Origin of the sequence: Streptacidiphilus carbonis, from assembly GCF_000787775.1 — a bacterium.
Classification (GTDB): Bacteria; Actinomycetota; Actinomycetes; order Streptomycetales; family Streptomycetaceae; genus Streptacidiphilus; species Streptacidiphilus carbonis.
This window is the reverse complement of record NZ_BBPM01000004.1, coordinates 125,993-148,248: the sequence shown is the minus strand read 5'-3', so window position 1 is coordinate 148,248 and position 22,256 is coordinate 125,993. Positions and strand designations below refer to the sequence as shown.

Here is a 22,256-nt window from a genome sequence, read left to right as displayed (position 1 = left end):
GGGGGGCGGGGGGGGGGGGGGCGGGGGAGTTGCGGGGTTAGGGCGGTGTCCAGGGCTGGGGGGAGGGCGGCCTCCACGGCGGGGGTGAGGTGGAGGCGTTTGCCTTGCTCCCAGTCCAGGTGCCAGTGGGCACGGCCTTGGGCGACCAGGTCGGTCAGGAGCCAGGAGTAGAGGCCGTCCGCTGCGGCGGCCTCGGTCATGGAGCGGGCGGCCTCGGGAGTGACGGTGCGGGACATGCCCTCGCGGGGCATCCAGTCGGCGATCTCCTTCCAGCGGCCGGCGTCGACGGCGTCGAGGAGGAGGGGGAGGTCCGTGCGGCTGCGCAGGGTTGCCCAGCTGGCGTCGCGGATGCCTGCGCTCTCCTGGTCCAGCTCGGCGCGCCCGGCGGCTGCGGCCAGGGTGTCCCAGTCCACCTGGCGTCGTTCGGCCGCGCCGGGGCGGGTGGATGCGACCTGGGCGCAGGTGGCGACGGGGTCGCTCAGGACGGTGAGGGCGGGGTCGGGCGTGGCTGCGGTCTTCGCCGGGAGGCGGCGCAGTTGCTCGATGCGTTCGGGCAGGGGCGGGTGCGGGTCGTAGCGGGGCTGCTTCTGTCGCTGGGGAGCTACGGACAGCTGTGCGCACTCCTGCTGCCAGGAGTCGGTGCGGAGGAAGGTCTGGAAGCCCGGGTAGACCAGGTCGGCGGACGGGACCAGGTCGAGGTTCCAGCCGAGGTCGCGGTAGTCGCCGAGGTATCTGCGGTGGGCCTGTGCCAACGGTGCCGTTGCCCGGAGGGCTCCGATCATGGCTTCGGGACCGGCCAGGCGGGCGGCCGCGGCGTCGGCGGCCTGTTCCTGGTGCTGGGCCGTGTCCTGAGTGATCCGCAGGCAGAACCTGGCGTAGGAGGCGAAGACGCCGTTGAGCCACTGGCCGGTTCGGGGGTCCTGGCTGCTGCCACGGGGGAGGACCTGCCGCAGGCTCGTCCGGTTGCGGTGGACCAGGCCGAAGTGGCCCAGTTCGTGAGCGATGACCGCGTCCAGCTCCGAGCAGGTCAGGACGTGCAGCAGCGGGAGGCCCAGGACCAGTCGGCGCCGACCGGGAATCAGGCCGAGCAGCCACGAGCCCTGCTGCAGGGCCGCTTCGGGGCGGTCGACCAGCCAGATCTCGGCGGGCGGGCGTATCGCCGTCGACTTCGCCGCGCGTTCCACGTGCTGCCACAGTCGTGGCTGGTCCGCGGGTCGGACGCGAAGTCCGACGGGGCGGCCGGGATTGCCCGTGTTCCCGACCAGCAGCCCGCAGAGCAGCGGGTAGGCGAGTAGCAGGCTGACGCCCCAGGTCTCCGCCAGGGCCAGGCCGCCCTGGTGGTTGGACGCCGAGGTGAGGCCGAGGTCCAGGCCCACGATGGCCGCGAGCGCCGCGACCAGGAACAGGTAGAAACCGAGGAGGAGCACCAGGGCTCGGACTCCGGGTAGCGATGCACGCACCTGCGGCTCCTTTCGACCGGCCGGAGGATTGTAGCCGCGCGTGGTGATGGTGCGTTGACAGGTCCATCGGGCAGGGTGGGGGTTGCGGCCGGGTGGACCCATCCTGGCGGGTTCCCCCGGTCGCACCCTGAAGCGCCACCGCACAGGGGCTGCCGCGCTGCGGCTACGCGGCTCCGGCGACCGAGTCCAGCGCGGTCCGGAGCAGGGCCGCCAGCGAGTCGCGGTACCGGGCGGCCCGCTCCTCCCCCCGGGTCGGCAGCTCCACGTTCATCACCAGGTACAGCCAGGCCCGGTAGAGCCGCACCCGGGTCACGGTGTCCGCGTTCCAGGTCCAGTCGCCCTGCTCGTGGGCGACCGAGGCGTAGCCGCGCAGCAGCGGATGTCCGTCCTCGTCCTCGATGGCCCCGAAGAGCACCGGGGAGACGAAGTCCACCAGCGGGTCGCCGTAGAGCCAGCGTTCCCCGTCCACCAGTCCGGAGAGGCGCAGGCCGGTGCCGTCCAGGGCCGGTTCGGCGAGCACATTGCCGTCCCACAGGTCGAAGTGGACCAGGGCGGGATGCTGCACCGCGTCCAGGACGTCCGACGCCGAGGTGATGATCCGTCGGATCTCGGTCGCGGGCAGCGGGAGGTGGAAGCCGAGCCGGTCCGCGTCCGCGAGCAGGTCGTCGATGATCCCGAGGAACGCCGCCCGCCAGGTCGGCGCGGAGCGGCGGCCTGCGCCGGGGTAGCCGAAGAAGGACCCGTCCAGGGTGTGCAGCCGGGCCAGGGCCCGGCCCAGCTCGTACCGGACCGCGCCGTCGGGGCCCTCCGCGCCGTCCGCGGTCGGTCCGGCGCCGAGTTCGCTGAGCGGTGTGCCCGGCAGCAGCGACATCACCATCCAGTCGCCGTGTTCCGGGTCCGAGCCCAGGTGCAGTACTTCGGGGACCGGCATCCCGGCCAGCTCCCGGCGCACCCGCCGGAAGTAGTCCGCCTCCGCGGCCAGCAGCCCCTGCTCGTAGCTGAGCAGCACGGCCTCCGGCGGCGGGGTGGTCTTGAGCACCACCGAGCGGCCGTCGGCGAGGTCGACCCGCCAGACCGAGGCGAAGCCGCCCCCGCCCAGCTCGGACGCCCCGCTCACCACGCCGACCGGGCCGAGCGAGCGCTGCACCAGCTCGGCGGCCAGCTCCTTGGTCAGCGGACGCTGGGTCGGGCTCCCGCTCCCGCTCACACCGCCTCCGCGATGATGCCGGTCACCTGGGTCACCGTTCCCGTGGCCGCTGTTCCCGGGGTTGCTGTTCCCGTGGCCGCCGTTCCCTGCACCGCTTCCTGGTCCGGCGCGGTCTCCTCAAGGTGGGGCTGCCTCGGTGCCGGGATCGTCAACTGCCGTGCCAGCGCCGGGTAGGGCGTCGATATCAGGGTGTAGTCGTCGCCCAGCGAGCCCGGGCCGACCGCGATGTCGGCCGGCTCCTGTCCCAGCGCCAACTGCATCGCCGCCCAGGGGAAGTTCACCCCGCACCGGGACAGCTGGTGCAGGCCGCCCGAGGGCCGGGTGTTGATGTCCAGCAGCATGGGAACACCGTGGTGGTGCCGGAACTGAACATTCGTCAGGTACGCCAGGCCGAAGGTCTCCACCAGCCGCTCGGTGGGCTCCAGATAGGCCGGGTCCAGGGTGAACCCGCGCCGGCGGCCCTCCTTGCTGCGGCCGACCGCGCCGCGCAGCCGGCCGTCCGGGTCGGCCAGGCAGTCCACCGACACCTCGGGACCGGCCAGGTGCGGCATCACCAGCCAGTCGACCGGGCGTGGCTCCGGTGCCTCCTCCAGTGCTTTGACCACCAGCTCCAGCGGGACGTACCAGCTGGGCGACCCGGCGAGCCGGTCCAGCGTGAAGGGGTTCCGCGACAGCACCCGGAAGCCCTCGCCGCCGGCGCCGCGCACCGGCTTGAGGCAGGGCTTGCCGCCGTCGGCCTCAATCTGCTCCACGGCCGCCATCAGCTCGTCGGCGTCATGCACCCGCCACCAGGGCGGCACCGGAAGTCCGGCCGCTGCCAGCCGCCCGTAGGCCGTCGCCTTGTCGTCGAACAGCTCGATGGCGTCGCTCGGCGGGCTCAGCACCGTGGTGCCGACCGCGGCGAAGTCCTCCCGCCGGGCCGCCACGGCGTGCTGGTGCAGCCGGGGGAGGAACAGGTCGATGCCCTGCCGGGTGCAGTAGTCCAGCGCGAACTCCACATACGCCGCCGGTGACAGGTTGTCCGGTTCCAGCGAGGAGACGTCGGCGGCCCTCAGCACCGGCGAGTCCGCGTCGACGTGGCTGGCATGGACCTCCAGCACGACGTCGTCGCGGTTCTCTCTCAACAGGCCGATGAAGAAGGCGTTCTCGGCGTAGGTCCGGTTCAGCCAGATGCGCAGCGGGTGGTTCAAATCGGTGTCTCCAGGACGAAGGCCGGCAGGGCGTGGAAGGGCTTCGTGGTGACACTGGTTCACAGCGCCCGTGAGGGCGGGGGCCATGGCCGTGGTCGGGTGCGACCGAACGTACAGCAGGGGATGGAATGCCTGTGCCGCGTGGGTCGTGGGCGTATCAGACCACGCCGCGGGGTGGTTGCGCGAGTGGCAGATTCGTCATCGTCCGCCGTGTCACCGGTTGTTAACACAGCGGGGTGGAGGTCAGGCCTGGTCGCGGGGGAAATCCTCCTCCCAGAACTCGGTGCTGCCCCGTCCGGGACCGCGAGCCGGAGCCTCGGGTCCGCCGTGCAGTTCGTCCTCGCGCCCCCGCAGTTCGACCCTGCGGATCTTTCCGGAGACCGTCTTGGGCAGTGCGGCGAACTCCACCCGCCGCACCCGCTTGTAGGGGGCCAGCCGGGCCCTGGCGAACTCCAGCACGGAGCGTGCGGTCTCCGCGTTCGGTTCGTACCCGGGGGCGGTGACCAGATAGGCCTTGGGCACGGACAGCCGTACCGGGTCGGGCGAGGGGACCACCGCGGCCTCGGCCACCGCGGGGTGCTCGATCAGCACGCTCTCCAGCTCGAAGGGCGAGATCCGGTAGTCGCTGGACTTGAACACGTCGTCGGTGCGCCCGACATAGGTGAAGTACCCGTCGGCCTCCCGGAACGCCACGTCACCGGTGTGGTAGAAACCGCCGGCGGTGGCCTCGTCCTGCCGCGCGGGATCGTCCTGATAGCCCGCCATCAGCCCGAGCGGCTCACTGTCCAGCGGCAGGCAGAGCTCGCCCTCGGCGCCGGGCTCGGTCACCGCCGCCCCGGTCAGCGGGTCGACCAGGGCGATCTCGTATCCGGGCAGCGGCAGCCCCATCGAGCCGGGGCGGACCGTGATCCCGGGCGGGTTGCCCACCTGGGCGGTGGTCTCGGTCTGGCCGAAGCCGTCCCGCAGCAGGACGCCCCAGGCGTCCCTGACCCGTTCGATGATCTCCGGATTCAGCGGCTCGCCCGCGCCGACGAGTTCCCGCAGCGGCACCTTCCACCGGGCCAGGTCCTCCAGCACCAGCATCCGCCACACGGTGGGCGGCGCGCAGAAGGAGGTGACCCCGAGTCTGGCCATGGCGTCCAGCAGCGGGCGCGCGGCGAAGCGCGGCTGATTGACGATCAGGATCTCGGCCCCGGCGTTCCAGGGCGCGAAGAAGTTGCTCCAGGCGTGCTTGGCCCAGCCGGGCGAGGAGACATTGAGGTGGACGTCGCCGGGCTTCAGCCCGATCCAGTACATCGTGGAGAGATGACCCACCGGATACGAGCGGTGGGTGTGCTGCACCAGCTTGGGACTGCTGGTGGTGCCGGAGGTGAAGTAGAGCAGCAGCGGGTCGTCCGCGCGGGTGGCCCCGGTCGGCCGGAACTCGCCCTCGTGGGCGTAGGCGTCCTCGTAGCCGAGCCAGTGGTCGGCCGGTCCGCCGACCGAGATCCCGGTCCACCGGGTTCCGAGGCCGTCGATCGCGGCGAATCCGCCGACCAGCGCGGCCTCGGCGACGACGAAGCGAACCGCGCCGCGGGCCACCCGGTCGGCGAGGTCCTCGGGGGAGAGCAGGGTGCTGGCCGGGATCACCACGGCGCCCAGCTTGATCGCCGCGAGCATGGTCTCCCACAGCGCGACCCGGTTGCCCAACAGCAGCAGCACCCGGTCACCGCGTTCGACGCCCTGGGCGGCCAGCCAGCCGGCGACCTGGTCGGAGCGGCGGCTCAGCTCGGCGAAGCCCAGCGCGGTCTCGCGCAGCACCCCGCCGTCGGCGTCGAGGTCGACCACCCGCAGGGCGATCGCGTCGTTCCCGGCCGCCTCCTGGTCGAACCAGTCCAGCGCCCAGTTGAAGTGCTCGGCACGGGGCCGGGGGAAGTTCCGTGCACCGGCGAGGTCGCCGCGGTGCCGCAGCAGATGGTCCCGCGCGGCCTTGAACTCCCGGTAGCCGCTGTCCGCCACGGTGCTCTCCTCCCCGGGGCCCGCCTCACTGCGGTCCCTCGGCCGCACGTTCGCAGCAGCGCGCCCCGGAGGTCAAGGGCACCACGCAGGAAAGCCGCCCCCGGGCGAGAGGAGGCGGCTTCCGTCATGCGGGCACTCGCTGGGACGCGCGGGCATGTGTGGGCACGCGCGGGGTGCGGGCACCCGCGCGAGCGCCCGGCGCGGTCGGTCTCAGGCCGGGGGCAGCTCGTCCAGGCCCTCGCTGACCAGCTTGGCCATCCGGTCCAGCGCGGCGTCGGCGCCCTCGGCGTCCGAGGCGAGCACGACCTCCTCGCCGCCCTGCGCGCCCAGGCCCAGCAGTGCCAGCATCGAGGCGGCGTTGACGGGGGTGCCGCCGACCTTGGAGATGGTGACCGGGACGCCGACGGCGGTTGCCGCGCGGACGAATACGGAGGCGGGACGGGCGTGCAGGCCCTCGGCCCAGCCAATGGTGACGTGGCGCTCAGCCATGATGCGCTGCCTTTCGAGTGGCATGAAGTCAAGTTGTCTAGACCATTCTCGCACGGGTCGGGCAGGTGCCGACCGTGCCGAAGGTCCCGCCGGACCTGCGGGGCCCGGCCCCGCTGCCCCCACCCTGCCGCCTCGCCCCCCGCCCCTATCCCGCCCGCCCCGCGTTTCCCGCCCGCCACCGCGTTTCCCGCCGGGCGCCCCGTCCTGCCCGCGCGGCTAATCTGGCCGGGTGACCAGTACGCAGGACCCCGCTGGACAGGACCCCTCTGCTCAGGACCCCGCTGGACAGGGCCCGTCCGCATCGGACGCCCCGCCCTCCTACCCGGCCCACTGGGAGGCGGACATCGTCCTGCGCGACGGCGGCACCGCCAGGATCCGCCCGCTCACCCCTGACGACGCCGGACGGCTGGTCGCCTTCTACACCGACGTCTCGGACCAGTCGAAGTACTACCGCTTCTTCGCGCCGTACCCCCGGCTCTCCGACCGCGACGTGCGCCGGTTCACCCACCACGACTACGTCAACCGGGTCGGCCTGGCGGTCCTGGTCCGCGACGAGATCATCGCCACGGTCCGCTTCGACCGCATCGACGAGACCGGCAGGCCCACCGAGACGGGCACCGACGCCGAGGTCGCCTTCCTGGTGCAGGACGCCCACCAGGGCCGCGGCGTGGCCTCCGCGCTGCTGGAGCACATCGCCGCGGTGGCCCGCGAGCGCGGCATCCGCCGCTTCATCGCCGAGGTGCTGCCCGACAACCGCAAGATGGGCAAGGTCTTCACCGACGCCGGCTACACCCAGCACCGCAGCTTCGCCGACGGGGTGCTCCACTTCGAGCTGGACCTGGAGCCCACCGAGCAGTCGCTCGCGGTGATGCGCTCCCGCGAGCACCGCGCCGAGTCCCGCTCGATCCAGCGGCTGCTGGCCCCCGGCTCGGTCGCCGTCATCGGCGCCGGCCGCAACCCGGGAGGTGTCGGCCGCAGCGTGCTGCGCAACCTGCTCGGCAGCGGCTTCACCGGACGGGTCCAGGCGGTCAACCGCAATGCCGATGGCGGCGAAGGCGAAATGGACGGCGGCCCGCTGCGCCGCAGCCTCGCCGAACTGCCGGAGCCGGTCGACCTCGCGGTGATCGCGGTCCCCGCCGACCAGGTGCCCGCCGTGGTCGCCGAGTGCGGGGCCAACGGCGTCCAGGGACTGGTGGTGGTGACCGCCGGCTACGCCGAGACCGGCGCGGCCGGACTGGCCCGCCAGCGCGCCCTGGTCCGCCAGGCCAGGGCGGCCGGGATGCGGGTGATCGGGCCCAACGCCTTCGGGCTGCTCAACACCGACCCCGGGGTCCGGCTCAACGCCTCGCTCTCGCCCCAGCTCCCGGCCCGGGGCCCGCTGGGGGTCTTCAGCCAGTCCGGCGCCATCGGCGCCGCCCTGCTGGAGGCCGCCCACCGGCGCGGCCTCGGCCTGTCCAGCTTCGCCTCCGCCGGCAACCGCGCCGACGTCTCCGGCAACGACCTGCTGCAGTACTGGGAGGAGGACGAGGCCACCCGGGTGGTGCTGCTCTACCTGGAGTCCTTCGGCAACCCGCGCAAGTTCAGCCGGATCGCCCGCAGGATCTCCGCAGACAAGCCCATCGTCGTGATCAAGGGCGGCCGCCACACCGGCAGCGTTCCCGCAGGCCATGCCGCCGCCCTCACCCGCATCGACGACAGCACCGTGGACACGCTGTTCCAGCAGGCCGGGGTGGTCCGGGTGGACACCATCACCGAGCTGTACGACGCCGCCGACCTGCTGGCCCACCAGCCGCTGCCGGCCGGCGACCGGATCGCGATCGTCGGCAACTCGGACTCCCTCGGGCTGCTCACCCATGACGCCGCGCTCAGCGCCGGGCTGCACCCGCTGCCGCCGCAGGACCTCACCACCGGTGCCACCGCAGAGGACTTCACCGCGGGGCTGACCGCAGCCGTCGACCGCTCCGACAGCGATGTCGTGGTCGCCGTGGTCATCCCGCCCATCGGCACCGCCGAACTGCCGGACTTCCCCGGCTCCGGCCTGCTGGAGACGGACCGGCCGGAACCGGGGGCGGCCAACCTGGACCGCATCGCCGACGCCCTCACCACCGCCGCGAGCCGGGCGAACGCCGTCGGCAAGCCGCTGCTGCTGATCCATCTGGCACTGCCCGAGCTGGCCCGCCCGTCACCCGGCCGCCACCCCGATTCGAAGCGCTCCGCGCCCCGTTTCCCGGGCCGGCTGCCCGCCTACCCCCGCCCCGAACGCGCGGTCCGGGCGCTGGCCCACGCCGTGCGGCACTCCGCCTGGCGCCGGGGCAACGCCGACACCGGTCGCATCCCCGAACTGGACGGCGTCGCGGAGGGCCCGGCCCGCCGCCTGGTCGCCACCGCGCTGAGCAGCGCCCCCGTGGTGCGGCTGGACGACACCGCCTCCGCCGCGCTGCTCGGCCACTACGGCATCCGGGTGCTCCGCGCCCGCCCGGCCGCCGACGAGCAGTCAGCTGTCGCCGCGGCCGCCCAACTCGGCTACCCGGTCGCGCTCAAGGCCACCAGCGCGGGCCTGAGGCACCGTCCGGACCTCGGGAGCGTCCGGTTGGACCTGGCCAATGAGACGGAGCTGCGCCGCGCCCACCGGGAGACCACCGCGCTGCTGGGCCCGGACGCCGGGCTGGTGGTCCAGCCGATGGCCGCGCGCGGGGTGGACACCACGGTGTCCGCACTGGTGGACCCCGCCGTCGGCGCGATCCTCTCCTTCGGCCTCTCCGGCGCCGCCTCCGAACTCCTCGGCGACCTGGCCCACCGGCTGGTCCCCGCCACCGACCGCGACGTCGCCGCACTCGTTCGCGAGATCAAGGCGGCACCGCTGCTGTTCGGCTGGCGCGGCGCGGAACCGGTCGACACCGACGCCCTGGAGGAACTGCTGCTCCGGGTGTCCCAGCTGGTCGACGACCTGCCCGAGGTCGCCGCGCTGAGCCTGGAGCCGGTGGTGGTCGCGCCGCGCGGGCTCGCCGTCCTCGGCGCCTCGGTCCGGCTGGCCCCCCTCCCGGCCCGCACCGACCTCGGCCCGAGGGCCCTCGGCTAGGCCCTGCCCGGCCCTCGCCCGGAACTTGCCCGGGGCACCCGCCGCCCCGGCGGGGCACCGACAGACCGGGCGCGGTGGCGCACAGTGTCAGCAGTACGTGCCAGGATGGAGCTATGGCGAAGACCGGTACGACCACCACCCAGGGGCTGCGCTCCGCGATCGAACGCAGCGGCTACTACCCGACCCTCGTCATCGAGGCCGTCGAGTCCGCGGTCGGAGCCGAGCCCGTCACCGCCTTCCTGGTGCACCAGGAGACCACCTTCGACGCCAACGAGGTCCGGCGCCACGTCACCGTCCTGGTGCTCACCGACAGCCGATTCATCGTCAGCCACACCGACGAGCAGGGCGCCGACGAGAGTTCGCCGGTCCCGTACGCGACCACGTCCACCGAGAGCGTCCGGATCGACCGGATCTCCTCCGTGGTGGTCAGCCGCGTCGTCGCCAATCCGGAGACCTACACCCGGGGCCAACTGCCCCGCGAGGTCGTGCTGACCATCGGCTGGGGTGCCGTCTCCCGGATCGACCTGGAGCCCGCCGCCTGCGGCGACCCCAACTGCGAGGCCGACCACGGCTACACCGGTTCCTCGACCGCCGACGACCTGTCGCTGCGCGTCAGCGAGGCGGGCGACGGTCCGGAGACCGTGGCCCAGGCGCTGACCTTCGCCCATGCCCTCTCCGAGGCCACGGTGGCCGCGGGAAGCTGAACCGCTTCTGCAGAGCCCCGCCCGAGCTCGTCCAACCGCCGCCTCCCAGCAAAGACCCGATGACCTCCTCCCCGATACTCGATCCCGCCGACGCGCCCGCCCCCGCCTACGGCAGCGGTGCCCTCAGCGACCTGCTGCCCGCCCTGGCCAAGGGCCTCGGCATCCCGGACGCCCCGGACACCGGTCTGGTGCTGGCACCGGCCGACCGGGTCTGCGTCTTCCTCGTGGACGGCCTCGGCTGGGAGCAGTTGCGCGCCCATCCCGCCGAGGCGCCGTTCCTCAACTCGCTGCTCGGCAGCTCCCTGGGCGGCAGCGGCCGTCCGATGACCGCGGGCTTCCCGGCGACCACCGCCACCAGCCTGGCCTCGGTCGGCACCGGCCTGCCGCCCGGAGTCCACGGCCTGGCCGGCTACACCGTGCGCATCCCCGGCGAACGCCGGCTGATGAACCAGCTTCGCTGGCAGCCGCATGTCAGCCCGCGCACCTGGCAGCCGCACGCCCCGGTGTTCCGACTCGCCGAACGGGCCGGGGTGGCGACCTTCCAGGTGTCCTCGCCGAAGTTCGAGTTCACCCCGCTCACCGAGGTGGCGCTGTCCGGCGGCGGCTTCCACGGGGTGCTCCCCGGCGAGGAGCGGATGGACCTCGCGGCGGAGTGCCTGGGCCGCGCCGACCGGACCCTGGTCTACACGTACTACAGCGAGTTGGACGGCATGGGCCACCGCTACGGCGTGGACTCCGACGCCTGGCGCGGCCAGCTGATGGCGGTGGACCGGCTGGCCCAGCGGCTGGCCGAGCAGCTGCCGCCGCGCTCGGCGCTCTACGTCACCGCGGACCACGGCATGGTCGACGTGGCCCCGGCCGACCGCGTCGACGTGGACGAGGAACCCGAGCTGCGCTCCGGCCTGCTGCTGCTCGGCGGCGAGGGCCGGGCCCGGCACCTCTACGCCCACCCCGGCGCGGAGGCCGACCTGTCGGCGGTTTGGCGCGAGCGCCTCGGGGACCGGATGTGGATCGCCGACCGCGACCAGGCCATCGCCCTGGGCTGGTTCGGCCCGGTGGTCGACGACCGGGTGTACGGGCGGATCGGCGACGTGGTCGCCGCCGCCAGTGCCGACCTGGCCGTGGTCGCCACCCGCCGTGAGCCGGCCGAGTCGGCGATGGTCGGCATGCACGGCTCGATGACCCCCGCGGAGCAGTTGGTCCCGCTGCTGGAAGCGCGGCGCTGACACCCACGGCCCCCTGTTACTGGAAGTGCTACTGGAAGGTATGTTCTCTCCCCATGGCTGAGCTGGTCTTCTTCTCCGGAACGATGGACTGCGGGAAGTCGACCCTGGCCCTGCAGATGGACCACAACCACGGAGCGCGCGGCCGTCAGGGCCTGATCTTCACCCGCAACGACCGCGCCGGCGCCGCCACCCTGTCCAGCAGGCTGGGGTTGGCCACGCAGGCGGTGGAGGTCGGCGACGGCCTGGACTTCCACGCCCATGTGGTCGCCGAACTGTCCGCCGGGGGCCGCTGCGACTATCTGATCTGCGACGAGGCACAGTTCTTCACCACCGAGCAGGTGGACCAACTCGCCCGGGTGGTCGACGACCTGGGCGTCGACGTCTTCACCTTCGGCATCACCACCGACTTCCGCACCCGGCTGTTCCCCGGCTCGCAGCGCCTGATCGAGCTGGCCGACCGGGTGGAGGTGCTCCAGGTCGAGGCCCTGTGCTGGTGCGGCTCCCGGGCCACCCACAATGCCCGGACGGTGGGCGGAGTGATGGTGGTGGAGGGAGCCCAGGTGGTCGTCGGCGATGTCAGTACCCAGGAAGGCGAGGCACGAAGCGCCCCGAGCAAGGGCGGTGGCGGGCGACGGGAGGGCGAAGTGGGATACGAGGTGTTGTGCCGGCGGCACCACACCCGGCGGGTCACCGCGGCGACTTCGGGAGCCGGAGCGCTCTCGCCGGACGTGCTGCCCTTCGGGAACAACGACACAGTCTGTTCGAATGCGGGGGCGTGAATGCGCCACACCCGCACCGGCCGCACGCTGTCCTGAACACATCGGGCCTTTGGCCGACTCCCGCCCACGCGCGGGACACAATGATGCCCATGGAGTCCACCACACTGATCACCGCCGCCGAGCTGTCCGCCGCGCTCGCCGGTGAGCACCCGCCCGTGCTGCTCGACATCCGCTGGCAGCTCGGCCGTTGGGAACCCGGTACCCCCGCGCCCGGCGCCGCGGACTACGCCGCCGGCCACATCCCGGGCGCGCACTTCATCGCCCTGGACGCGGAACTCGCCGCCCCGCCCGGCCCGGGCGGACGGCACCCGCTGCCGGATCCCGAGGCGTTCGGCGCGGCCATGCGCGCGGCCGGGGTCAGCGCGGACCGCGAGGCGGTCGTCTACGACGCCGCGACCTCGGCCTCGGCGGCCCGCGCCTGGTGGCTGCTGCGCTGGGCCGGGCACAGCAGGGTCCGGGTGCTGGACGGAGGCCTGGCCGCGTGGACGGCCGCGGGCCTGCCGCTGCAGCAGGACGCCCCGGCGGCCGAGCAGGGCGACTTCATCCCCGCCCCGGGCACGCTGCCCACGGTGGACGCGGACGCCGCGGCGGCGGTGGCCCGCACCGGACTTCTGCTCGACGCCCGCGCTGGGGAGCGGTACCGGGGCGAGACCGAGCCGATCGACCCGCGGGCCGGCCACATCCCGGGTGCGGTCAGCGCCCCGACCACGGACAATATCCAGCCCGACGGCCGCTTCCGGCCTGCGGCCGAGCTCGCCGAACGCTTCGCCGCGCTCGGCGCGAAGCCGGGCACCGAGATCGCCGTCTACTGCGGGTCCGGCGTGACCGCTGCGCACGAGCTGCTGGCGCTCAGTCTCGCCGGCCTCGACGGTGCGCTCTACCCGGGGTCCTGGAGCGAATGGTCGTCAAACCCGGACCGCCCCGCAGAGACAAGCCACTGAAACCCGGGGGGCGCGGGGAACCTGTCCGCTGACAGCCACCCGCTACTACCTGGGGGCGCGGGGAACTGCGCGATCAGCCCGCTGCGGAGGTGCACGGTTGGCAGCGCATGCAGTGGATCAAGCACAGCCTCGCGCCCCCTACGTGGTAGGGGGTTGACGTCGAGTCAGTCCTGCTTCTTGCGGCGGGTGCCGAAGACGATCTCGTCCCAACTCGGCACCGCGGCCCGGCGACCGGGACGGACGCCGTCCGCCTCGGCCTGGCGGTCGGTGCTGCCGATCAGTCGGTCGCGATGCGGCGCCGCCGCACGGGGCATCAGGATGTCCGCGTACGCGGCCCCCGCGCCGGCCGCCGCGGCCGGCTCCGCCGCTTCCGCCGCAGGCTCGACGGGCTCCGCGGCCAGCGGCGCCTGCTGCGGGGTCGCCACGTCGAGGATGCTGGTCAGCGAGTCCCGTGCCTCGGCCACCGCGGGGGCCGGAGCCTGCGGCACCTCCGGAGGCCGCTCGGGGCGCTCCGGACGTTCCGGCGCCCGCATCGGCGGACGCTCCGGCGCCATCGGCCGCATCCCCATCCCGCGGTCCGCGCCGGGGAGCCGGGCGATCCGCGGCTTGAACGGGAAGGTCGGCTCCTCCTCGACCCGCTGCGGGCTCTCGCCGATCAGCGAGCGGGCCTCGTCGTCCAGCGGCTGGACCAGCCGCCGCGGCGGGTCGTAGGTCCAGCGGGCCTGCTGCGGCTGGCCGCCGGCCCGGAAGACCAGCACGATCTCCCAGGTGTTGTCCTCGCGGCGCCAGGAGTCCCAGGAGTCGCTGTCCTTCTCGGCCCCGCGCAGCAGCAGCCGCTCGGCGACCGCGTCGCCGAGCTGGGGTCCGGTGCTCTCGCCCTGGCGGCGCACCGAGGTCTTGCGGGCGCGCTCGGCCATGAAAGCGCGCTCGGCCAGCACCGGTCCCTCGAAGCGGCGGACCCGCTCCACCGAGATCCCGGCGAGCTGGGCGACCTCTTCGGCACTGGCGCCGGCCCTTATCCGGGCCTGGATGTCGCGTGGGCGGAGGTGGCTCTCGACGTCGATCTGGCCCAGCCGCGGCCGGTCGCCGCGCACAGCGGCACGCAGCCGCTCGTCAATCGGAAGGAAGTATTCCGTCGAGTCGGCGGCCTTGAGCACCAGTCGTGAGCCGTCATTGCTGACAGCCACGACACGCAGTTCGGGCACGGTTACCTCCCGGGTGGTGCCTGCCGACGTCACCTGCGTCGCTGCTCCCGTAACGAGTGTGACCTGCCGACGGGCGGCCGACCACAACATTGCAGAGTTACCCGGTGCGTCGGCCCCTATCCGCGACTCACCGTTATGGCACGGTAATCTTTCTCAGCCTCTGGCTCCTGAATGTCTCCGGAAGCCGCCTCCGCTCCTGGTACTGATCCCGACTGGATCGATTCCAAGGACGGCACGCCGAGGTGACCCGCAGTCGGGCGTCACGAACACTACTCCATTCGTGAGTCCCGGGTGGCGCGGCTCGCTGCCCAAGTCTCCCCTGAATCACGGGATTCTCAAGGGTCGCCACTCCGATGGCGGTCGACCGACTGGCGGACGGTGATCATCTTCACACCTTCGCACTGGCTGGAACCTGTTCGTGCCTTCGAACGGTCGTACCTTGTACAAGATGGAGAAAGGCGCATAAAAGGGGCGTAATGCGGGAGCAGGACCAAAGGCAGGAAACCAGGGGACGAAGGTCCCTCGATCTGAGTCTCATTCAGGTGGCGGCCAGTGCGCTGGCCGCCGTCGGCGCCGCGATCCTGGCGTCCAGCCTGGGTGTGGCCGGGACGATCATCGGCGCTGCCGTGGTCAGCATCGGCGCCACCTGTGGCAGCGCGCTGTTCCAGCACGTCTTCCACCGGACCGGCGAGGAGATACGCAGCCGCGTTCCCGCGGTGGCCGAGCCCGCGCTCACACCGGAGGAATGGGCGGCGGAACGGCGGGCGGACGCCGAGGAGGCCTTCACCAAGACTGCACAGTTCGACCCGTTCGACCCCGGCGGCGAGCACACCCGGATGATGGCGCGGATCGCCCCGCCGCCCGAGAACGAGTCGGTCACCGTCTACAAGGGCCGCAAGCCGGCGCGCAAGCGGACCTGGAAGTTCTACACGCTGATCAGCGGACTGGTGTTCGTGCTGGCGATGATCCCGATAGCGATCACGGAGTTCGCCACCGGGCAGACCGTCGGGACGACGGTCTGGGGCGGTAAGAACGGCTCCGGGTCCTCCGACGGCGTCCAGGGTCCGAGCGCCTCGCATTCCACGGGCGGAACCGGCCCGGGATCGGCGGCGGCGCCCAGCGGCAGCACCGGTTCGTCCGACCCGACCGCAGCGCCCAGCAGGAGCAGCATCGGCGGCGGCGCCGGTGCTTCCAGCTCGCCGACCCCCTCGGCCTCGGCGAGCGCGACCGCCGCCGCCCCCTCGGCCTCCGCCTCGGCCACGCCGTCCACCGGCACCAGCGCCGCGGCCTCCTCCTCCGCGGCTCCGTAGACCGGCCGGACTTCGACTGCGGACCGCAGTGGGCTGGTCGCGCAGTTCCCCGCGCCCCTGTGCGGGTGCAACTGGACCGCCGTGGGCAGGTTGCAGGCCCAGGGGCGATCTGGCGTGCCGTCAGGCGCCCAGGACCCGGCGCAGGTAGTCGTTGCCGAATCGGCGTTCGGGGTCGACCTTGTCGCGCAGCGCGGTGAACGCGCCGAAGTGCGGGTACACCCCGGCCAGGTACTCGGCGTCGCGGGTGTGCAGCTTGCCCCAGTGCGGACGGCCCTGGTGCGCCGTCATGATCTTCTCCACCTCGGTGAAGTAGCCGGGGTCGACCGTCCCCCGGTAGAGGTGGACCGCGATGTACGCGGTGTCCCGCCCGCTCGCCGTCGACATCCACAGGTCGTCGGCGGGGGCGACCCGCACCTCGACCGGGAAGCTGATCCGCCAGCCGGAGCGCTCGACCAGCGCCTTCAGATCACCCAGCACCGTGGTCGCGGCCTCGCGCGGCACCGCGTACTCCATCTCGACGAAGCGCACCCGGCGCGGGCTGGTGAACACCTTGTAGGAGACGTCGGTGTAGCTGCGCTCGGACCAGGCCTTGCTGGCGATCCTCGCGATGCCCGGGATGGTGCCGGGGAAGCGGCGGCCGACCCGGCAGGCGCCCTCCCAGACGGTGTTGGAGATGAACTCGTCGTCCAACCACTTCTTGAACGGCGGCAGCGGCGCGGCCGGTCCCTCGCTGCGGTTGTTGCGCTTGGTGGTGCAGCCCTCGGTGTGCGGGAACCAGTAGAACTCGAAGTGCTCGTTCTCGGCCGCCAGCTCCTCGAACCGCCCGGTCACCTCGCTGAAGGACATCGGCTGTTCCAGGGCGGTGAGCTGGAACGCGGGCTCCACCCCGAAGGTGACGGCGCTGACCACGCCCAGCGCGCCCAGTCCCAGCCGGGCCCCGGCGAACAGCTCCGCGTTCTCGGTCGGGGAGCACCGGGTCACCGTGCCGTCGGCGAGGACGATCTCCAGCGCCTTGATCTGCGCCGCCAGCGAGGCCGAGGAGCGCCCGGTGCCGTGGGTGCCGGTGCTGGTCGCCCCGGCGACGGTCTGCACCATGATGTCGCCCATGTTGGTCAGGGCCAGGCCGGCGTGCTCCAGCAGCAGGTTGAGCTTCTCCAGCGGCAGACCCGACTCGACGGTGACGGTGCCGCCCCTGTGGTCGATCTCCCGGATCGCGGTCAGCCGCTCGGGGCGCACCAGGACGCCGTCGGTGGCGGCGATGGCGGTGAAGGAGTGGCCGCTGCCGACCGCCTTCACCGGCAGCCCGTCCTCGGCCGCGCCGCGCACGGCCGCTGCCAGCTCCTCGACCGAGGCGGGGGTCACCGTACGGCGCGGGCGTGCGGTCTGATTGCCCGCCCAGTTGCTCCAGGTGCCCGGGGCGGCGCTGACGGCGCCCCGGCTACCCGGGCTGGTGCTGCCGCTGGTCGTCGTCGACATGTGCACGCTCCTGCTGTTCCGGTGCCGATCTGAGCCGGCGTGACCCGAGGAACGCCGTGGCCGCGGCGAAGCACCCGGCGGCCACGGTCACCCAGTAGCCGGCCGCGGCACCCGCGCCGTCCACCACCCACCCGGCCGCCGAGGAGCCCAGGGCCACGCCGACGGCGAGGCCCGTGGTGGTCCAGGTCATCCCCTCGGTGAGCTTGGAGGCGGGGACGATCCGTTCCACCAGCCCCATGGTGGTGACCATGGTGGGGGAGATGGACAGCCCGGCGACGAACAGTGCCGCCGCCAGGGCCACGAGGTTCTTCACGAATAGGAGGGGCAGCATACTCACCGCCATGGTGAGGATCCCCAGCAGGAACCTCCTGGACAAGGGTCCGTGCAGCTTCAGTGCGCCGAAGACGACGCCGGCCACGCAGGAGCCGAGCGCGTAGACCGACAGCACGACGCTGGACAGCGCCTTGTGGTGCAGATGGTCGGCGAAGGCCACGGTGACCACGTCCACCGAGCCGAAGATCGTCCCCACTCCGACGAAGGTCAGCACCAGCACCCACAGGCCGGGGGTGCGCAGCGCCGATCCCGACCGCTCCAGCGAGACCGGGTGCAGCGGCGGCTCGGTGCCGCGCTGGGCCGCGAACAGCAGGACACCGGTCAGCAGCAGCAGGATCGCGGCCAGCGGTCCCGCCTCGGGGAAGACCGCGGTGCACAGCCCGACCGAGAGGATCGGGCCGATGATGAAGACGATCTCGTCCACCACCGACTCGAAGGCGTAGGCCGTGTGCAGGCTCGGCGAGCCCCGGTAGATCAGCGCCCAGCGGGCCCGGACCAGCGAGCCCATGCTCGGCATGCAGCCGGCCGGCACGGCCGCGGCGAACAGGGTCCAGGCCGGTGCGTCGAACCGGGCGCAGAGCAGCAGCACACCCATGGCGGCCACGGCGATCCCGGTGGCCGGGAGGATCACCCGGGCCTGTCCGTACCGGTCCACGTGGCGCGACACCTGCGGCCCGAGCGCGGCCGCGGACAGCGCCAGCGTCGCCGAGACCGCACCGGCCAGGCCGTAGTCACCGCGCAGGGTCGAGAGCATGGTGACGACGCCGATGCCGGTCATCGACAGCGGCATCCGGGAGACGAAGCCCGCGGCGGAGAAGGCCAGGCTCCCCGGGGCGTCGAAGATCCGGCGGTAGGTGGACAGCACGGTGCTCCAACTTTCCAAGGACCCGTAAGGGCTATAGAGAACTTACACAGCTTACGGGGGAGGTCAATCGAATAACCGACGGCCCTGTAGTGGCAGGATCGGACCCATGTCCGATGCACGTACCAGTCCGTATGACGCCCTGCTGCTGCTCTCCTTCGGCGGCCCCGAAGGCCCGGACGACGTGGTGCCGTTCCTGGAGAACGTGACCCGCGGCCGAGGCATCCCGCGCGAGCGGCTGGCCGAGGTCGGGCAGCACTACTTCCTCTTCGGCGGGGTCAGCCCGATCAACGCGCAGAACCGCGAGCTGCTGGAGGCCCTGCGCGCCGACCTGACCGCCCAGGGACTCGACCTGCCGGTCTACTGGGGCAACCGCAACTGGGCCCCCTACCTGGTGGACACCCTGCGCGAGCTGGCCGCCGCCGGCCGGCGCCGGGTGCTGGTGCTGGCCACCAGCGCCTACGCCAACTACTCCGGCTGCCGCCAGTACCGGGAGAACCTGGCCGCGGCGCTGACCCTGCTGCGCGAGGAGGGCGCGCCGGGCGCCGCCGAGCTGCGGCTGGACAAGCTGCGCAACTTCTACAACCACCCGGGCTTCGTCCAGCCGATGATCGACAACACCCTGACCGCGCTGGCGGAGCTGCCCGAAGGCGTGCGCGACGGCGCGCGGTTGGCGTTCACCACCCACTCGATCCCCAATGCGCTGGCGGACACCTCGGGCGCCCCGGACGATCCGGCCCGTGGGAAGCCCGGCGGCGCGTACGTCGCGCAGCATCTGGAGACGGCCCGGCTGGTCGCCGAGGCAGTGGCCGAGGAGACCGGGGTGGCCGAGCGGGAGTGGGAGCTGGTTTACCAGAGCCGCAGCGGCTCCCCGCAGACCCCCTGGCTGGAGCCGGACATCTGCGACCACCTGGAGGCCCTGCACGGTGCGGGCGTCCCGGCGGTGGTGATGGTGCCGATCGGCTTCGTCTCGGACCATATGGAGGTCGTCTACGACCTCGACACCCAGGCCGCCGAGAAGGCGGCCGAGTTGGGCCTGCCGGTCTCCCGGGCTCGCACCGTCGGTGCGGACCCGCGCTTCGCCGCCGGCGTGCGCGACATGGTGCTGGAACGCGCCGCGAGCGCGCGCGGTGAGCGCCCGGCACGTTGTGCGCTGGGCGCGCTGGGCGCGAGCCACGACCTCTGCCCCGTCGACTGCTGCCCGGCAGCGCGAAACCACCTTCCGGCGGCAGCCGGTGCCGATTGGAAGGACTGACCATGGACGATGCCAAGCAGCTCGAGGACCTCAAGGCCGAACTCCTGGACCTCGCCCTGGAAGTGGCGTCCAAGGCCGGCGCGCTGCTGCGCGACGGCCGCCCGCACGACCTGGGCGTCGCCGCGACCAAGTCCAGCTCGGTCGACGTGGTCACCGAGATGGACCTCGCGGCCGAGAAGCTGATCACCGAGTTGATCACCGCCCGCCGCCCCGACGACGGCCTGCTCGGCGAGGAGGGCGCCTCCCGTGACGGCAGCAGCGGCGTCCGCTGGGTGATCGACCCGCTGGACGGCACGGTGAACTACCTCTACGGCCTCCCTGCCTGGTCGGTGAGCATCGCCGCCGAGCTGGACGGGGAGACCCTGGTCGGCGTGGTCGAGGTGCCGCCGCGGGGCGAGACCGTGCGTGCGGTCCGGGGCGGCGGGGCGTTCCTGAACGGGCGTCAACTGCGGTGCGGGGAAGCCCCGGAGATGGGCCAGGCGCTGGTCGGGACCGGCTTCGGCTATCTGCGCGAGCGGCGGGTGCGGCAGGCCGAGGTGGTCCGCGAGCTGGTGCCCAGACTGCGTGACATCCGGCGGGGCGGCTCCGCGGCGGTCGACCTCTGCGATGTCGCGGCGGGGCGGCTCGACGGCTTCTTCGAGCGCGGTCTCAACCCGTGGGACCACGCGGCCGGGGTGCTGATCGCCACCGAGGCCGGGGCGCTCGCGGGCGGCCGCCCGGGGGACCCGGCCTCCACGGAGCTGACCGTGGCGGCGCCGTCGGGCCTGTTCGAGCCGCTGCAGCAGCTGCTGGAGGAGCTCGGCGCCTGGCACGACTAGGGGTTCCGACGGCTTTCGGCTGCGGCGTGTGCCTGGCTGGTCGCGCAGTTCCCCGCGCCCCTGTCGGGCTGCAACTGGACCGCTGGGATCAGGTTGCACCTACCAGGGGCGCGGGGAACTGCGCGCCCAGCCCGCTACGGTCCGCGGTCAGGAACCAGCCGAGGCCCGAACAACCAAAACGCCCCGGACGGGTGGTCCTGCTGTCCGGGGCATTGCTCAGGTTGAGGGGTGAGGGTGGGTGGTGGGCGGGTGTGAGGGGCAAGCGCAGCGTCAGGCGGCGTGCGCTTCGGGCTGCGCCACCGAGATGCCGTGCTCCGCGGCGAGCCGGTGCAGGTCGTCGAGCTCGGACTGCTCGACCTCGGCCAGGAAGTCGTCCCCCGACTCCTGGGCGCGGTGCAGGTCCAGCTCGGCGTTCCTTATGCGCTGAAGGATGCCGGCGGTGAAGGCGTCCATGAGGCAAGACCCCCTTGCTCTTGTTCGGGCGACCCCGGGCGTGGCCCGGTGCGGAAGGTCGCACGGACGGGCGGGTGCGAGCTCGCGTTGCGGTGCGAGCGTGATCGCGGGTGTACAGACCGTCCTCCCCACGCCCGAACTCCCGGAAACCTCGCCCATCCTGGGAATTCCGGGCCGTTTTCCGCGATCTTCCCGGCCTGGGTGCCACCCCTGGAGCGGGTGGCTCCGATTCCTGGTGATTCCTCCGGGAGGGGGTCCGGCACCCCGGTTCGAGGCCCGCTTACCGCTGCTTTACCGCCGTACCAGGCAGGATGGAACGTTGTGAGCGGTGTCCCAGCAGGGCCATCGCACGGCTGTGCTCTTTGAAGGGACCACTGCGTTGCGGGTTCTTGTGGTCGAGGACGAGCAGTTGCTCGCCGATGCCGTCGCCACCGGCCTCCGGCGGGAGGCCATGGCCGTCGACGTGGTCTACGACGGCCAGGCGGCCCTGGACCGGGTCGCGGTGAACGACTACGACGTGGTCGTGCTCGACCGCGACCTGCCGCTGGTGCACGGCGACGACGTGCTCAGGAAGATCGTCGAGGAGGGTCAGCCGACCCGGGTGCTGATGCTGACCGCGGCCGGCGACATCAGCGACCGGGTCGAGGGCCTGGAGCTCGGCGCGGACGACTACCTCCCCAAGCCGTTCGCCTTCAGCGAACTCGTGGCCCGGGTGCGCGCCCTCGGCCGGCGTGCCACCACGCCGCTGCCCCCGGTGCTGGAGCGGGAGGGGATCTCCCTCGACCCGGGCCGCCGCGAGGTGCTCAGGGACGGCAAGCCGATCGCCCTGGCGCCCAAGGAGTTCGCCGTGCTGGAGGTGCTGATGCGTTCCAACGGTGCCGTGGTCTCGGCCGAGCAGCTGCTGGAGAAGGCCTGGGACGAGCACACCGACCCGTTCACCAACGTGGTCCGGGTCACCGTGATGACGCTGCGCCGCAAGCTCGGCGAGCCCGCGGTGATCATCACCGTGCCCGGCTCCGGCTACCGGATCTGAGCCATGGTCCAGCCCACCCCCACCCCCTCGCCCTCCCGGTGGCCCGCCCAGGAGCCGGAGCCCTCGCTGCTGCCGTTCCGCCCCACCCTGCGGATCCGGCTGACGATGTTCTACGGCGGGATGTTCCTGCTGGCCGGGCTGATCCTGGTGCTGGTGATGTACCTCTTCGTCGACCAGGCGTTCAACCTGGCGACCCAGGTCCCGCAGATCACCACCAAGGGCGACGTCACGGTCCAGTTCAACGGCCAGGTGATCTCCGGGGACACCCTGAGCAGCCATATAGCCGACATACAGCACCAGCACACCAGTGCGGCCCTGCACATCCTGATCCTCAAGTCGATAAGCGCACTGATCGCACTGCTGATCCTGGCCGTGGTCTTCGGCTACGCCATGGCGGGGCGGGGGGGGCCCCCCCGCCGCCGGGCACCCCCCCCCCCC

At 72.6% G+C, this 22,256-nt stretch carries 18 protein-coding genes and 1 pseudogene; 10 read left to right on the top strand and 9 right to left on the bottom strand.

What is annotated here, in order from left to right; all coding sequences use genetic code 11:
• From TR46_RS04690 to TR46_RS04670, 5 genes are all read right to left on the bottom strand, one after another.
• Positions 1-1,460 (bottom strand): M48 family metallopeptidase (locus tag TR46_RS04690; protein ID WP_161790087.1); only part of this gene is annotated, 1,460 nt, incomplete at its 3' end.
• A 163-nt stretch (positions 1,461-1,623) separates the two neighbouring features.
• On the bottom strand, positions 1,624-2,667 hold the full coding sequence (locus TR46_RS04685) for a phosphotransferase family protein (RefSeq protein WP_042393854.1): 1,044 nt from the start codon (positions 2,665-2,667) through the stop codon (positions 1,624-1,626).
• Complete coding sequence (locus TR46_RS04680) at positions 2,664-3,857, bottom strand: ATP-grasp domain-containing protein (protein WP_042393851.1); 1,194 nt, start codon at positions 3,855-3,857, stop codon at positions 2,664-2,666. Before TR46_RS04680 ends, TR46_RS04685 begins: the two co-directional genes overlap by 4 nt.
• Before the next feature lie 243 nt (positions 3,858-4,100).
• Positions 4,101-5,855 (bottom strand): AMP-binding protein, encoded by a 1,755-nt coding sequence (locus tag TR46_RS04675; protein ID WP_042393849.1) that lies wholly within the window; start codon positions 5,853-5,855, stop codon positions 4,101-4,103.
• A 210-nt stretch (positions 5,856-6,065) separates the two neighbouring features.
• A complete protein-coding gene (locus tag TR46_RS04670) occupies positions 6,066-6,344 on the bottom strand; it encodes an HPr family phosphocarrier protein (protein ID WP_042393845.1) in 279 nt (92 codons plus the stop codon).
• A gap of 229 nt (positions 6,345-6,573) precedes the next feature.
• Between TR46_RS04670 and TR46_RS04665 the strand changes: the two genes are divergently transcribed.
• From TR46_RS04665 to TR46_RS04645, 5 genes are all read left to right on the top strand, one after another.
• Positions 6,574-9,423, top strand: coding sequence for a bifunctional acetate--CoA ligase family protein/GNAT family N-acetyltransferase (locus tag TR46_RS04665; RefSeq protein ID WP_439654339.1), 2,850 nt, complete (start codon positions 6,574-6,576; stop codon positions 9,421-9,423).
• A 113-nt stretch (positions 9,424-9,536) separates the two neighbouring features.
• On the top strand, positions 9,537-10,127 hold the full coding sequence (locus TR46_RS04660) for a DUF5998 family protein (RefSeq protein WP_042393842.1): 591 nt from the start codon (positions 9,537-9,539) through the stop codon (positions 10,125-10,127).
• 59 nt (positions 10,128-10,186) lie between these two features.
• Positions 10,187-11,353 carry an alkaline phosphatase family protein gene (locus tag TR46_RS04655; protein ID WP_042393839.1) on the top strand — a complete coding sequence of 389 codons (1,167 nt, stop codon included), beginning with the start codon at positions 10,187-10,189 and terminating at the stop codon, positions 11,351-11,353.
• Between the two features lie 53 nt (positions 11,354-11,406).
• Complete coding sequence (locus TR46_RS04650; RefSeq protein ID WP_042393836.1) at positions 11,407-12,132, top strand: thymidine kinase; 726 nt, start codon at positions 11,407-11,409, stop codon at positions 12,130-12,132.
• Between the two features lie 89 nt (positions 12,133-12,221).
• Entirely contained in the window at positions 12,222-13,073 is an 852-nt protein-coding gene (locus TR46_RS04645; protein WP_042393833.1) for a sulfurtransferase, read from the top strand.
• A gap of 164 nt (positions 13,074-13,237) precedes the next feature.
• Here the strand turns inward: TR46_RS04645 and sepH are convergent, their stop codons facing one another.
• On the bottom strand, positions 13,238-14,311 hold the full coding sequence (sepH, locus tag TR46_RS04640; RefSeq protein ID WP_042393831.1) for a septation protein SepH: 1,074 nt from the start codon (positions 14,309-14,311) through the stop codon (positions 13,238-13,240).
• A gap of 509 nt (positions 14,312-14,820) precedes the next feature.
• Between sepH and TR46_RS42070 the strand changes: the two genes are divergently transcribed.
• Positions 14,821-15,588 carry a hypothetical protein gene (locus TR46_RS42070; RefSeq protein ID WP_052432539.1) on the top strand — a complete coding sequence of 256 codons (768 nt, stop codon included), beginning with the start codon at positions 14,821-14,823 and terminating at the stop codon, positions 15,586-15,588.
• A gap of 120 nt (positions 15,589-15,708) precedes the next feature.
• On the opposite strand, the gene TR46_RS04630 is transcribed toward TR46_RS42070, so the two are convergent.
• A complete protein-coding gene (locus tag TR46_RS04630) occupies positions 15,709-17,064 on the bottom strand; it encodes a D-arabinono-1,4-lactone oxidase (RefSeq protein ID WP_042393828.1) in 1,356 nt (451 codons plus the stop codon).
• On the bottom strand, positions 17,027-18,262 hold the full coding sequence (locus TR46_RS04625; RefSeq protein ID WP_042393820.1) for an MFS transporter: 1,236 nt from the start codon (positions 18,260-18,262) through the stop codon (positions 17,027-17,029). Before TR46_RS04625 ends, TR46_RS04630 begins: the two co-directional genes overlap by 38 nt.
• 106 nt (positions 18,263-18,368) lie before the next feature.
• Here TR46_RS04625 and TR46_RS04620 point away from each other — a divergent pair, with 106 nt between their 5' ends.
• Together TR46_RS04620 and TR46_RS04615 are read left to right on the top strand one after the other, a co-directional pair.
• Positions 18,369-19,514 carry a ferrochelatase gene (locus TR46_RS04620; RefSeq protein ID WP_042393819.1) on the top strand — a complete coding sequence of 382 codons (1,146 nt, stop codon included), beginning with the start codon at positions 18,369-18,371 and terminating at the stop codon, positions 19,512-19,514.
• A 2-nt stretch (positions 19,515-19,516) separates the two neighbouring features.
• A complete protein-coding gene (locus tag TR46_RS04615) occupies positions 19,517-20,332 on the top strand; it encodes an inositol monophosphatase family protein (protein WP_042393817.1) in 816 nt (271 codons plus the stop codon).
• Between the two features lie 270 nt (positions 20,333-20,602).
• Here TR46_RS04615 and TR46_RS04610 read toward each other — a convergent pair whose 3' ends face one another.
• A complete protein-coding gene (locus TR46_RS04610) occupies positions 20,603-20,785 on the bottom strand; it encodes a hypothetical protein (protein ID WP_042393815.1) in 183 nt (60 codons plus the stop codon).
• A 379-nt stretch (positions 20,786-21,164) separates the two neighbouring features.
• Between TR46_RS04610 and TR46_RS04605 the strand changes: the two genes are divergently transcribed.
• Positions 21,165-21,818 (top strand): response regulator transcription factor, encoded by a 654-nt coding sequence (locus TR46_RS04605; protein ID WP_042393812.1) that lies wholly within the window; start codon positions 21,165-21,167, stop codon positions 21,816-21,818.
• A gap of 3 nt (positions 21,819-21,821) precedes the next feature.
• Positions 21,822-22,256 (top strand): annotated as a pseudogene (locus tag TR46_RS42065) (two-component sensor histidine kinase); the annotation flags it as partial.